This is a genomic window from Tenacibaculum maritimum NCIMB 2154 (assembly GCF_900119795.1).
Taxonomy (GTDB): Bacteria; Bacteroidota; Bacteroidia; order Flavobacteriales; family Flavobacteriaceae; genus Polaribacter; species Polaribacter maritimus.
The window spans coordinates 3,066,365-3,079,903 of the sequence record NZ_LT634361.1 but is presented as its reverse complement, the minus strand read 5'-3'; the positions used below and the strand labels follow the sequence as shown (position 1 = coordinate 3,079,903).

General features: G+C 31.7%; 11 protein-coding genes. All 11 read left to right on the top strand.

All coding sequences use genetic code 11. The features are described from left to right. Positions 1-74: 74 nt before the first annotated feature. The 11 genes from MARIT_RS13765 (at position 75) to MARIT_RS13715 (ending at position 13,529) form a co-directional block, all read left to right on the top strand. Entirely contained in the window at positions 75-2,594 is a 2,520-nt protein-coding gene (locus MARIT_RS13765; protein ID WP_100211801.1) for a DUF5686 family protein, read from the top strand. Between the two features lie 97 nt (positions 2,595-2,691). After that, positions 2,692-3,219 (top strand): inorganic diphosphatase, encoded by a 528-nt coding sequence (locus MARIT_RS13760; RefSeq protein WP_024741535.1) that lies wholly within the window; start codon positions 2,692-2,694, stop codon positions 3,217-3,219. A 247-nt stretch (positions 3,220-3,466) separates the two neighbouring features. Then, positions 3,467-4,774, top strand: coding sequence for an anthranilate synthase component I family protein (locus MARIT_RS13755; RefSeq protein WP_100211800.1), 1,308 nt, complete (start codon positions 3,467-3,469; stop codon positions 4,772-4,774). Positions 4,775-4,793: 19 nt separating this feature from the next. After that, a complete protein-coding gene (locus MARIT_RS13750; RefSeq protein ID WP_024741537.1) occupies positions 4,794-5,027 on the top strand; it encodes a hypothetical protein in 234 nt (77 codons plus the stop codon). Positions 5,028-5,030: 3 nt separating this feature from the next. Next, complete coding sequence (locus MARIT_RS13745) at positions 5,031-5,852, top strand: alpha/beta hydrolase (protein ID WP_100211799.1); 822 nt, start codon at positions 5,031-5,033, stop codon at positions 5,850-5,852. Positions 5,853-5,880: 28 nt separating this feature from the next. Next, positions 5,881-7,221: a tRNA lysidine(34) synthetase TilS gene (gene tilS, locus MARIT_RS13740; protein ID WP_024741539.1), complete on the top strand. Its 1,341-nt coding sequence runs from the start codon at positions 5,881-5,883 to the stop codon at positions 7,219-7,221. Beyond that, positions 7,218-9,191 (top strand): protein-disulfide reductase DsbD family protein, encoded by a 1,974-nt coding sequence (locus MARIT_RS13735; protein WP_024741540.1) that lies wholly within the window; start codon positions 7,218-7,220, stop codon positions 9,189-9,191. The genes tilS and MARIT_RS13735 overlap by 4 nt, the downstream gene beginning before the upstream one ends. Before the next feature lie 272 nt (positions 9,192-9,463). Further along, complete coding sequence (locus MARIT_RS13730; RefSeq protein WP_100211798.1) at positions 9,464-10,369, top strand: IS982 family transposase; 906 nt, start codon at positions 9,464-9,466, stop codon at positions 10,367-10,369. A 123-nt stretch (positions 10,370-10,492) separates the two neighbouring features. Next, the gene (locus MARIT_RS13725) at positions 10,493-11,179 is read left to right on the top strand and encodes a tetratricopeptide repeat protein (protein ID WP_231975158.1); all 687 of its coding nucleotides are present in this window, start codon (positions 10,493-10,495) and stop codon (positions 11,177-11,179) included. A 171-nt stretch (positions 11,180-11,350) separates the two neighbouring features. Next, positions 11,351-11,497 carry a hypothetical protein gene (locus MARIT_RS13720; protein ID WP_100211797.1) on the top strand — a complete coding sequence of 49 codons (147 nt, stop codon included), beginning with the start codon at positions 11,351-11,353 and terminating at the stop codon, positions 11,495-11,497. Positions 11,498-11,993: 496 nt separating this feature from the next. Next, positions 11,994-13,529, top strand: a complete 1,536-nt coding sequence (locus MARIT_RS13715) for a YifB family Mg chelatase-like AAA ATPase (RefSeq protein WP_024742226.1) — start codon at positions 11,994-11,996, stop codon at positions 13,527-13,529. Positions 13,530-13,539 lie beyond the last annotated feature (10 nt).

Genomic DNA, 13,539 nt, shown 5'->3' with positions numbered 1-13,539 from the left:
ACGCTTATATAAAATTAGATTATAAAATCCTTTTGATATAATCTCAAAAGGATTTTATTGTAATAACAAATTCCATGAAAATAAAGCTTGCTATCCTATTTTTGTTTGTAACTATTGGTTTACAAGCTCAATTAACTATAAGAGGAAAAGTGGTTGATGAAGAAAAGGTTCCAATGCCTTTTGTAAATGTTTATATACAAGGTTCTAGTAATGGAACTACTACTGATGATGACGGACGTTTTTCTTTCACCGCTAAGAAAAATAGAGGAACTCTTGAAATTTCCTTTATAGGTTTTCAGACTCAAACAATCAAAGTAAATCCAAAAACGAAGTTTTTAAATATCGTTTTAAAAGAAGGAGATAATCAGTTAGAGGAGGTTTTGATTGTTGCTAAACCTAAAGTTCGTCTTAAGAAAAAAGAAAATCCGGCTTACAAGATTTTAAAAGAAATCTGGAAAAGAAAAAAGAAAAATGGGTTGAAATTAGTCAATCATTATCAATATCAAAAGCATGTTTCAACAGAAATAGGGCTGAATAATTTAGATACGACCTTCTTAAAGACTTTGTTTAAGGAGCAGTACAATAGCACGATTAATGAAATCAAATACGATAGCGATGGGATTAATTATTATATTCCCATTTATATCAACGAGAAGGTTACTAATTTCTATGGAAATAATAAAACAAAAACTATTAGAGAAGATGTAGAGGCAGAAAGAGAAGAAGGGTTAAGTGCTCAAGGGTTTGTTTTTGATCGGATTTCAAATACTTTTCAAGATATAAATATATATAAAAATAGCTTTCAGCTTTTAAATAAATCCTTTGAAAGCCCTATTTCTACCAACGGATTTGCTACTTATGATTATCTATTGTACGATAGTATCGTTGAAAATAATAAAAAACTTTATAACATCTATTTTTTTCCTTTGAGAAATGGTGATTTGGCTTTTGAAGGGAATTTTTGGGTAGATGATAAGAGTTATGCTATTAATACTTTAAAAATGAAGGTGAACAAAGGAATTAATTTAAACTTTGTTCGTGGGTTAACTTTTGAAAGAGAGTTTGAATTTAAAAATGATAGTATATACTTACCTAAAAGAAATGCTTATGAGGGAGATTTTACTTTTGTTGATAAAAATGAAAGTAATAAAGGTTTAACGGTTAAAAAAACAGAAAGATTTAGCGCTTACTTACTGGGTAGGCCTTTGCCTAATGAGTTTTACACGCAAAAAATAACCAAAATAAGACCTAATCAGTTTTCTAAAGAGCAAGTTTATTGGGAAAAACATGAAGATGAAGCGGATAAAACAACTTATAAGCTTATTCAAAGTGTAAAGAAAAAGCGTAAGATAAAAAAGCTGACAGGGTTAATTAATACACTTTCTAGTGGTTATGTAAGAATAGGAAATACTGTTCAAGTAGGCCCTTTTTGGACGGCTTTTGCAAATAATGAAGTAGAAGGATTTAGAGCAAGGCTAGGGTTTAGAACTTTTAAATCAATTCATGATCGTTTCCGATTAACTGGTTATGCAGCCTATGGATTTAAAGATAAAAAAATAAAGCTTGGAGCTGAGGCAAGGTACCTGTTATCTTATAAACCGCGTATAGCTGTAGGAGTAGCGTATCAAGATGATATAGAACAGCTAGGAAGTACTCTTTTAAATACGTCTCAACTATTAGGGCGTTCTTTTGGATCTACAGCTTTGCTTTCTCGTGGAAATAACTATTTTTTATCAGAGGTAAAAAAAATAGCAGGTAATTTTGATTATAGGATAATGGAGAATCTACATGTAGGAATTAACGGGTCGCGTGCTACAATTACTTCTGCTGCACCTCCAGAAAAGTTTTCTATGGCGTATAGTTTAGATGGAGGTAAAACAATCCAAACAGGGCTTACAGACGTTGCTTCTGATATATATATATCATATACTCCTGGTAGATTTGTGTACGGATTAGGAGTAGCGCAACGTTTTGGGAGGAATATCTTTCCTACATTGGTTTTAAATTATCGCCACGGGTATAAAGGTCCTTTTAATGGTTCTTTTGATTATGATAAACTACAATTTTTATACAGTCAACCTATTTTATTAGGTAAATTAGGACTTTTAGACGCAACAATAGAAGGCGGGAAAACATTTGGTACCGTGCCGATAGGATTGTTGAGCCCAATTCCTGCAAACCAATCATTTTCGCTGGTTAGGAATACATTTGCTTTAATGAATTATTATGATTTTGTGACAGATGCTTATGTGGCAACTCATTTTGAACATCATTTTAATGGATTTATTTTAAATAGAATTCCGCTTCTTAAAAAGCTGAAATTACGTAGTCTGGTTAGTTTTAGAGCTGCTTACGGAACAATTTCTAAGAGTAATAAAGAAATAAATGATGGGTACTCTTCAATTAATCATAATGCTCCTTCAAATAAATTGTATTATGAGTATAGTGTTGGCGTAGAGAATATTGGATATGGAAATCTTCGTTTTTTAAGAATTGATGCTATTTGGAGAAGTAATTATACGCCTCCAACAAATTCAATAGCAATCCCTACCCCTAAGTTTGCGGTACGTATTGCAATAAATCCAGGGCTATAATTATTATCTATCATGAAAATAATCAAAACTTTAGCCTTCAAGAAAGAATAAATTCTTACTTTTGCTGTCCGATTTTTAAAAATGAAAAAATAAACATATGACTGCAAAAGAAAGAAAGACGGTAGATGTTCTAATAGAAATACCAAAAGGAAGCAGAAATAAATACGAATATGATTTTGAATTGAAAAAAATACGTTTTGATAGAATGTTATTTTCTTCAATGATGTACCCAGGAGATTATGGTTTTATACCTAAAACATTGGCGCTAGATGGAGATCCTTTAGATGTATTAGTATTAGGAGCAGAACCAACCTTTCCAATGTGTGTAATGGAAGTAAAGCCTATTGGAGTTTTTCATATGGCTGATGAAAAAGGTCCTGATGAAAAGATAGTGTGCGTGCCTGTATCAGACCCTATTTGGAATCGTTATAATGACTTATCTGATTTAAATCCACACCGCCAAAAAGAGATCACTCACTTTTTTCAGGTGTATAAAGATTTAGAAAAGAAAAAGGTAGATATTGGAGAATGGGGAGATGCTAATGAAGCATATGAAATTCTAGATAAATGCATAGAACGTTATGAAAATAGCGATCATAAAGCAAAAGGAGATTTTACTATTTAGTATAATTTACTTTAATAAAATACAAAGGCCTTTCAGTGTTAATTGGAAGGTTTTTTCTTTACTGTTTGATTTCCTTTTTTGTAGTGGTTGCATCCATAGCATTATTTATTATTTAAATATTGGTAAGTATAACCAGTTGGATAACTGCGCCTTCTTTTAGTGAATAGAATAAAGTTGTTTTTTAAGTTTATAGTTCATTTTTTTACCTCGATAGCAGTATTTCTATCGGGTTTCTTATTTTTGCCGAATGTCATTAAGAACTCAACGTAATTTTTCGATAGATGATCCGATATCGTTTAAAGAAAAGCTTTTCACTTGGTCACAGCAGTTTGAAACTATCGTTTGGCTAGATTCTAATAGTTGCCAGCAAGAATATAGCTCATTTGATTGTGCTTTAGCTATAGAGGAGTTCACTGCTATAAAAACTGATTATTACAAAGCTTTTGATAAATTAAAAGAGTATCAATCGTATACAGATGACTATATTTTTGGATACATTTCTTATGATGTTAAAAATGATACGGAACAATTATCTTCAAATAACTTTGATGGATTAAAGTTTCCCGATCTTTATTTCTTTCAGCCACAAAAACTTATTTTTCTGAAAGGAAACACGGTAGCGTTTCACTATTTAAAAATGGTGGATGATGAATTGGAAGAGGATTTTGATGAAATTATGGAAATGAATACTGCTGTAGCTCCGTCTTCTAGAGAAGAGGATCTTAAAATAAAACTTCGTATCCATAAAGATGAATATTATAAGAAGGTAGCAACGGTTTTAAAGCATATTCATAGAGGAGATATCTATGAGGCTAATTTTTGCCAAGAATTTTATGCTGAAAATACAGCCATAAACCCGTATAAGATTTATAGGGAATTGAATAAAATTTCTGCGCCGCCATTTGCTACTTTTTTTAGGCATGAACACCAATATTTATTATCTGCTACTCCTGAACGATATATTAGGAAGCAAGGTTCAAAGATTATTTCTCAACCCATAAAAGGAACGGCAAAGAGAATGGTTAATCCGATTGAAGATGCTAAAATAGCTTTTGATTTAGGGAGAGATGAAAAAGAGCGATCTGAAAATATTATGATTGTTGATTTGGTTAGAAACGATTTGGCTAAAACAGCAAAAAAAGGAAGTGTTCAAGTTGAGGAATTGTGTAAGGTGTACTCTTTTAATCAAGTGCATCAAATGATTTCAACAATTACTTCAGAGGTTGCGCATACAGTTCATCCAGTAGATGTTATTAAGGATACTTTTCCTATGGGAAGTATGACTGGGGCTCCAAAAATTTCAGCCATGCAAATTATTGAAGATTTAGAGGAGACTAAGCGTGGATTATATTCTGGGAGTATTGGGTATTTTACGCCTAATGGCGATTTTGATTTTAATGTTATTATAAGAAGTATATTGTATAATGATGAGGTAAAATATGTATCTTACTCTGTTGGCAGTGCTATTACTTCAAAATCTACGCCTGAAAAGGAATATGAAGAGTGCTTGCTTAAAGCTAAAGCTATGAAGTATGTATTGTTGCATTCAAGGTAGTTTTATTTATATTTACTAAATGATTATACAACAAGAAGAAAAGTTTAGAGAGGTGCTTTCTGGAATAGAGGGGAGTCCTAATGAACAAAATTTTTTTAATAAATTTTTAGAAGTTTATCCTGAAGACTGGAAGCAGCTTAAAATTACATTTTCTAAATTTAAAAGAAGTAAACAGTTTGGAAAAACAATACCATTACCCCAACCTGAACAAGCGTTAAAAAAAGCGATTCGATCTTGGCTAAAAAAACAATAAATCATGGAACATCAAATATTTAAATTCAACATTCATAAAACTACTTTTTTTGGGCAATATTGGTCTGCCATAAAAACAAGAGCAGTTGTTGTTATCGTCCATGGTATGGGAGAACATTCTAGTAGGTATGAACACGTTGCTAAAAAGCTAACTGAAAATAATTTTAGCGTAGTAGCTTTTGATCAATTTGGGCATGGGAAAACTACAGGTAAAAGAGGTCATAATCCTAATTTTAATGCCGTTTTAGAAAGTGTTGCTCAAACAATAAAAAAGACTAAGGAGTTATTTCCTAAGAAACCTATTTTTCTTTACGGGCATTCGATGGGAGGAAATGTGGTTATTAATTATGTGCTTCGAGAAGAAAACTCCTTAAAAGGGGCAATTGCTACTAGCGCTTTTTTACTTTTAGCATTTGAACCTCCTGCATGGAAATTATCACTTGGAAAGCTAATGCAAAAAATAGCTCCTTCAGTAACATTGAGTAATGAATTAGCTGCTAAAGATATTTCTCGCGATGCCGAAGAAGTTCAAAAATATATAGATGACAAGTTGATTCATGACAAGGTGAGTCCTAATTTTTCGCTTACTTTTATAGAAACAGGAGAATGGGCTATTCAAAATGCTTCTTCTTTGAAGATACCACTATTTTTAGCGCATGGAACTAATGATAAAATCATTGATTATAAAGGGTCTGAGTTATTTGCTAAAGCTTCTGAAAAAGCTACTTTAAGTTTGTATGAAGGAGGATATCATGAATTACATAATGATTTATGTAAGGAAGAGGTATTAGAAGATATTATAAATTGGTTAAATACTCAGTTATAACAAAGAGCGGTGCTTTTTCAAGTAAAGAATGATACAAAAATTAAGAAGACATATCAATCAAAACTTTCCTTTTATAGAAGGAAAAAAAATATTGATAGCTATTTCTGGAGGGGTTGATAGTGTAGTACTTGCTCATCTATTTCATAAATTGAATTACGATATCTCATTGGCTCACTGTAATTTTCAATTAAGAGGAAAGGAGAGCGATTTAGACGAACAGTTTGTTGAAAGGTTAGGGGAGAAGTTAGAATTAAAAGTATTCACAACAAAATTTGAAACCAATGTATATGCCGCTAAGCATAAGCTATCTACTCAAATTGCAGCTAGAGATTTGCGTTATAAGTGGTTTCAAAAGTTAGCTAAAGAGTATTTGTTTGAGTATGTTTTAACAGCTCATCATGCTAATGATAATTTAGAAACATTTCTAATCAACTTGTCTAGAGGAACTGGATTAGAGGGGCTTACAGGAATTCCTTCTGTTAATAAAAATATCATAAGACCTTTACTTCCTTTTTCGAGTAAAGAGTTGTTAAATTTTGCAGTTGATCAAAAAATTAGTTGGAGAGAGGATGCAAGTAATGCTGCTATAAAATATACACGGAATAAGATACGCCATCAAATAATTCCTGTTTTAGAAACAATCAATCCACAACTGATTGAAACATTTAATAGAACAACGGATTATCTCCAATCTAGTCAGCGGGTTATAAAAGAAAGTATTGATGAAATGTCAAAAAAAATTCTTACCAAAGAAAATGACCTTCTTAAAATAAATATCTCAGAATTAAGAAAAATAAATAGCCCGAAAGTGTATTTATTTGAACTCCTAAAGAGCTATGGCTTCACGGAATGGAACGATGTTTACAATCTAGTATCTGCACAATCTGGGAAATATATACTAACAAAATCGCATAGATTATTAAAAGACAGAGAATTTTTATTACTTTTGCCAATTAGTGAAAGCTCTTTAATTGTAAATAAAAAAATTAAAATTGAAGAGTCTAGTACCAAAATTACAAACCCAATTCGTTTGTGTTTTGAAAATGTTCAACAAATGTCATTAATAAACAATAATATTGTTTATCTTGATAAAAAATTATTAAATTACCCGCTCATTTTAAGGAAATGGAAAGAAGGTGATTTTTTTTATCCAACAGGAATGTCCGGTAAAAAAAAGCTAAGTAAATTTTTTAAAGATGAGAAATTATCTCTTATCGATAAAGAACGGACTTGGTTACTTTGTTCTTCTAAAGATGAGATTATTTGGATTATAGGAAAAAGATCGGATAGACGTTTTACTGTATCCAAAGAAACAAATAGAATATTAAAAATAAGTATTTTAACAACCCCCATAAACTACATAGAATGAAAAAATTCTTTACTCTATTTTTATTCGTCATAGGCTTAGCAACTTATGCACAATCGGATGACAACCCTATCGTAGTAAACACTTCTGTAAATAGAATTTCAGATACAGAATACGACTTAATCCTTGATGTAGAAATTGCAGAAGATTGGCATCTATACTCTCAGTACAATCCTGAAGATGCTTCTTTACCAATGACAATTACTCCAATTGAAGGAGAATCCGGTTACTCGTTGGTAGGAAAAGCGGAAGAAAGCGAAACTGAAACAGAGTTTAGTGATATTTGGGGAAAAGATGAAGTTTTCTTTGTTGACGAAGCAAAGTTAGTTCAAAGAATTACCGTAGAAAATGCTGACTTAAAAACAGTTACTTTGAATTTAGATGCTCAAGTTTGTAAAGAGTATTGTTTACCTTTTGATGAAGATTTTACTTTTTCCTTAACAGGAGAAGAAATAACGGTAGTTGTTGAGGTAGATGAAAAGAGTAAAGCATTGTCTCAATCTCTTAACCTAAACTTAAAAAATACCATTTTATTAGAGAGCTCGGCTAATAAGAACTCTTCTGATAAAGAAGATACTAATTTGTTAAATGTCTTTTTACTTGGGTTTATTGGAGGGCTTTTGGCGTTCTTAACTCCTTGCGTATTCCCTATGGTGCCATTAACTGTATCATTTTTTACAAAACAATCACAAAATAGAAGTAAAGGAATAAGAAATGCTATTTTATATGGATTATTTATTATTTTAATTTATGTGTTATTAAGTGCTCCTTTTCATTTTTTAGATACATTAGATCCTGAAATATTAAATAGTATCTCCACAAATATTTGGTTAAATGTATTCTTTTTCATTGTACTATTATTCTTTGCTGGTTCCTTTTTTGGTTTTTACGAAATTACTTTACCTAGCTCATGGAGTAACAAAATGGACAATGCTTCTGGTATTGGAGGTGTCATAGGAATTTTCTTTATGGCATTAACTTTAGCAATTGTTTCCTTTTCATGTACAGGACCTATTTTAGGATCTTTATTAGCGAGTTCTTTAACTTCTACAGGAGGAGCAACTCAGCTATCTGTAGGGATGGGAGGTTTTGGTTTGGCATTAGCACTTCCTTTTGCTTTATTTGCATTGTTTCCTAGTATGTTAACCTCTTTGCCAAAGTCTGGAGGATGGATGAATACTATAAAAGTAGTATTAGGATTCTTAGAATTAGCTTTTGCTTTTAAATTCTTATCTAATGCGGATTTAGTTGGTCACTGGGGAATCTTAAAGCGTGAAGTATTTATTGGTATTTGGACCGTATTATCTTTCCTTTTATCAATATATTTATTTGGGTTTATCGGTAAAAAATATGGAAAAATAACATTCTTTAGAATATTATTAGGTCTTGCTACATTAGCTATTTCAGTATATTTAGCACCAGGTGTTTTAAAGAAAGAAAAGCAGCCATGGGATAGCAACTTATTAAGTGGATTTGCTCCACCTCAATTCCATAGTATCTATGAGCAAGACAATAGCAATCACTGTCCTTTAGGTTTAGAATGCTTCAAAGATTTTGAAGAAGGTCTTGCGCATGCTAAATCTGTAAATAAACCTATTTTATTGGATTTTACAGGATGGGCTTGTGTCAACTGTCGTAAGATGGAGGAAAATATTTGGAGCCAGCCAGATATATACCCTATTATAGAAGAAAATTATGTTTTAATCTCTTTATATGTTGATGATCATCAAAGAACATTGCCTAAAGAAGAGCAGTTTGATTTCTTAAAACCTAATGGTAAGGTAAAAAGAATTAGAACTTATGGAGATAAATGGGCTACTTTGCAGATAGCAAATTTTAAAACAGCTTCACAACCTTTCTATGTATCTTTGAGTCCTAAGTTAGAGGTTTTAAATTTACCTCAGCAATATACGGATAAGGAAACTTATAGAATTTGGTTGAAGGAGGGACTTAAGCGTTTCAACAAGAAATAAAGTACTAAAACAACATATAAATATAAAAGGGTCGTCTAAAAATTAATTTTTAGACGACCCTTTTATATGTGTTGATTGGTGCCATTTAGAAAAATAATGGATTATAATAATGACTTAGATAATATATTGATATCTAAAAGTAAAATAGTTTTTAAAATGATTATTTATTTAACGTGAGTTCGACGTAAGAAATCTATTTTTACTATAGTAAAAAAGCAGAAAATTTAGTATATTAAAGTACTGAATTCCAATAAACTAAAATTATTCTGCTTATGATTTCTGACACTAAAATAATTGAAATATTTTGTAATCTTGACGATTTTATGAAAGAATTTGAAACAGTTTTAATAAAAAACAGTATTTCAGAGAGTTCTAAAGTTAAAAAGCGCAAGAGAAAATCCAAAATGAGTAAAAGTGAAGTAATGACCATTATGGTTATTTTTCATCTAAAATCCTATCGAAATTTAAAACACTTTTATTTGTATTACGTGTGCAAATACATGGATGATTTCTTTCCTGATCTTGTCTCCTATAATCGATTTGTAGAACTACAAAAGAAAGTTATTCCACCTTTAGCAGTGTATTTAAAACTACACGGATTAGGTAAGTGTTCTGGTATCTCTTTTATTGATTCCACAGCACTAAAAGTGAGTCATTATAAAAGAGAAAAACAACACAAGGTATTTAAAGGAATCGCAGAAAAAAGTTACGGGACATTGGGTTGGTTCTACGGTTTTAAACTTCATTTAGTCTGTAATGATAAAGGACAAATAGTTGATTTTATGATTACTAAAGCAAGTGTAGATGACAGATATCCTTTAAAGAACAAGTGCTTTCACGATAAGATATTTGGAAAAATATATGGTGATAAAGGTTATTTAAGCAAAGATCTATTTGATAAATTATTTGTGGATGGTATCCATTTGGTTACCAAATTAAGAAAGAACATGAACAAGAAAGCTCTTGATTTTATGGATAAAGTTTACTTAAGAAAAAGAGCAATTATAGAATCTGTAAATGACGTATTAAAAAATACCTGTCAGATGGAACATTCTAGACATCGCTCGTTTGATAACTTCTTAGGAAACCTAATTGCTGGATTGACTGCTTACTCTTTTCTTGAATCAAAACCGAGCATTAAAATACAAAGGTTCTTACCTAATCTTGGAATAAGTTAAGTCGAACTCACGTTATTTAGTATAATTGAAAAGAAGTATAACCAAACGAAAGAATTCTTAGTTTCGAATCAGCTTTATAGCTTTACGTATGAAAAAGATTATTTAGTTAAATCCAATATCCAAATGAAAAAGGCAATTTTTTTAATTATTTGTGGACTCTGTTTTGTAGAGTGTAAAGAAAAACCAGTAAAGCATCTGGTTTATGAAAGAAGTAAAAAACACGATTCAATAATTGATAAATATGTTATTAATGGTGCAAAAAGATTTAATTACAAGTTCCAAATGAAAGAATGGCAAGACACACTAGACGAAGGCTTAAAAGTTGATAGTACTATAGCTTATCTGTGGCAACAGAAAGCAATGCCTTATTTTAAAGCAAGGAAATATGAAGTTGGTATGGAATATTTAGATAAAGCCGTATATTATAATCCTAGCAGATGGTTAAGCTATAGAGCGTTTATTAAATGTATTTTTGCTAAAAGATATAGGGATGCAATAATAGATTTTGAAAAATGTATTGATGTATATGGCAATGGTTATGAGATGGATCATACATACCAGTTTTACATCGCCGTAAGCAAATTACAACTTAATAAATTCGAAGAAGCTGAAAGAATCCTTAAAGAGGATATTAAGCTGCAAAAAGAAAAATGGAAAGAAGCACACCTTTTGGATTTGTTTTATTTAGGCATCAGTAAATATGAGCAAGGAAAATGGAAAGAAGCTATAATTGAGTTTGATAATTGTTTAATACAATATCCTAATTTTTCTGATGTTCAGTACTATAAGTCTTTGTGCTTATCTAGGTAGGGAAAGTATAATGAAAGTAAATCTTTATATCAACAAGCAAAGAAAAACGGTTTAGATGGATATACTTTTTCTGAATCAAATTCTGTATATGAAAAATATCCATATCAAGTAAGGTGGTAAAAAAGTTTCCTTTTTATAGATAACCGAGATTGTGGACCTACTTGTTTGAGAATGGTAGCAAGATTTCAAAGGAAAAACTTCTCTAGCGAGTTTTTAAGAGATAGGTTTGTAATCACTATGCTTGGTGTTACTATGTCTGGAATTGCAGATGCTACTGACGCAACCGAAATGAGGGCACTTGGAATGCGCATTTTTTAGATAGCTTGGTAAGCTCCAATACCATTTATAGTTCCTTAGCAGCAAAAACATTTTGCAGTTACACTTATAAATTTACGTTGAAGATCCTGCTCATGGGCTTTTAGAATATTCTCATAAATATTTTTTAATCGCTTGGACTGATGATACATCTGATAGCACAGGCTTTCTATTATTACTTGAACTTAATGCTATGTCAGTTTGATATAAGAAATTGTAATGAAGAAGAGTGAATGTGTTGACTTGTAATTTTTTGAAAGAATCAAAGCCAACAACTATTTTTTGTAACAACTGATACTATAGTAATAAATAGATGTTTTGAATACAGAAAACAAGTAGCTATCAAGTCTTTATATTTAATTCTAGGTTTCATATGTGTAAAGCGTTGATTATTATTAACTTTTGAGTTAAATTTACGTTTGATTAAGAGGTTTTTTTATCAATTATGAAATGTGTTTAAAAGATAATTTTTCTTTATCTTTATCAAAAAAGAAAAAATATGCTAGTAAAAGTTTACGGCTCTGCACTATTCGGAGTAGCAGCAACCACCATTACTGTTGAGGTTAATATAGATAAAGGAATAGGGTATCATTTGGTAGGCTTGCCAGATAATGCTGTACGGGAAAGTTCGTATCGCATTTCTGCTGCACTTCGTAACAATGGATACAGGCTTCCAGGGAAAAAAATCATTATTAATATGGCTCCTGCAGATATTCGTAAAGAAGGAGCAGCTTATGATTTAACCATTGCAATAGGAATTCTAGCAGCATCCAATCAAATTGAATCTGTAAAAATAGGAGCGTATATGATAATGGGAGAACTTTCTTTAGACGGGGAATTACAGCCAATAAAAGGAGGGCTTCCAATAGCTATTAAGGCAAAAGAAGAAGGGTTTAAATACCTTATCCTTCCTAAAGAAAATGCAAAGGAAGCTGCTATAGTACAAGATATTGAAGTATATGGTGTAGCGCATATTACAGAGGTAATAAACCATTTTAATGGTAAAAAAAAGTTGGTGCCTACAATTGTAGATGCTGATGAAGAGTTTTATAATCAGTTGCATTTTCCTGAATTCGATTTTTCAGATGTGAAAGGTCAAGAATCTATTAAACGCTGTATGGAAATTGCAGCGGCTGGCGGTCATAACATTATTTTAATAGGTCCTCCAGGAGCTGGTAAAACAATGTTAGCGAAACGGCTACCTTCAATACTTCCTCCAATGACTCTAAATGAAGCTTTAGAAACAACAAAAATACATTCCGTTATGGGGAAAACGAAAAGCAAAGGTTTGGTACATCAGCGACCTTTTCGAGCTCCTCATCATACAATTTCTGATGTAGCGTTGGTTGGAGGAGGGCAATACCCACAACCAGGAGAAATATCCTTATCTCACAATGGAGTATTATTTCTAGACGAACTACCTGAATTTAAAAGAACTGTTTTAGAAGTCATGAGGCAACCATTAGAAGATAGAGAGGTAACTATTTCTAGAGCAAAATTTACGGTTACTTATCCTTGTAGTTTTATGTTAGTAGCAAGTATGAATCCGAGTCCCTCTGGTTATTTTAATGATCCTTCTTCCCCCATGACATCCTCTCCCCAAGAAATGCAGCGTTATTTAAGTAAAATATCCGGTCCTTTATTAGATAGAATAGATATCCATATTGAGGTGACACCTGTTCCGTTTAAAAAGCTTTCAGAAGAAAGAAAGGGGGAGTCATCTATCCAGATAAGGAAGCGAGTTACTGCGGCAAGAATTATACAGTCAGCTAGGTTTACTGATTTTAATACGATCCATTACAACGCTCAGATGGGGGTGCAACAAATTAGAGCGTTTTGTAAGCTTTCTGAAGAAAGTCAACTATTGATAAAAAATGCTATGGAAAAGCTCAACTTATCAGCCAGAGCATACGATAGAATACTTAAGGTATCCAGGACTATTGCTGATTTAGAAAGCTCAAAAGATATTTTACCAAGTCATATTGCAGAAGCAATTCAGTATAGAAGCTTAGATAGAGAAGGTTGGCTGGGCTAGTTAATATATT

Coding starts and splice junctions, on each gene's coding strand:
- MARIT_RS13765 (WP_100211801.1), top strand. CDS start 75: ATGAAAATAAAGCTTGCTATCCTATTTTTGTTTGTAACTATTGGTTTA.
- MARIT_RS13760 (WP_024741535.1), top strand. CDS start 2,692: ATGACTGCAAAAGAAAGAAAGACGGTAGATGTTCTAATAGAAATACCA.
- MARIT_RS13755 (WP_100211800.1), top strand. CDS start 3,467: ATGTCATTAAGAACTCAACGTAATTTTTCGATAGATGATCCGATATCG.
- MARIT_RS13750 (WP_024741537.1), top strand. CDS start 4,794: ATGATTATACAACAAGAAGAAAAGTTTAGAGAGGTGCTTTCTGGAATA.
- MARIT_RS13745 (WP_100211799.1), top strand. CDS start 5,031: ATGGAACATCAAATATTTAAATTCAACATTCATAAAACTACTTTTTTT.
- tilS (WP_024741539.1), top strand. CDS start 5,881: ATGATACAAAAATTAAGAAGACATATCAATCAAAACTTTCCTTTTATA.
- MARIT_RS13735 (WP_024741540.1), top strand. CDS start 7,218: ATGAAAAAATTCTTTACTCTATTTTTATTCGTCATAGGCTTAGCAACT.
- MARIT_RS13730 (WP_100211798.1), top strand. CDS start 9,464: ATGATTTCTGACACTAAAATAATTGAAATATTTTGTAATCTTGACGAT.
- MARIT_RS13725 (WP_231975158.1), top strand. CDS start 10,493: ATGAAAAAGGCAATTTTTTTAATTATTTGTGGACTCTGTTTTGTAGAG.
- MARIT_RS13720 (WP_100211797.1), top strand. CDS start 11,351: ATGGTAGCAAGATTTCAAAGGAAAAACTTCTCTAGCGAGTTTTTAAGA.
- MARIT_RS13715 (WP_024742226.1), top strand. CDS start 11,994: ATGCTAGTAAAAGTTTACGGCTCTGCACTATTCGGAGTAGCAGCAACC.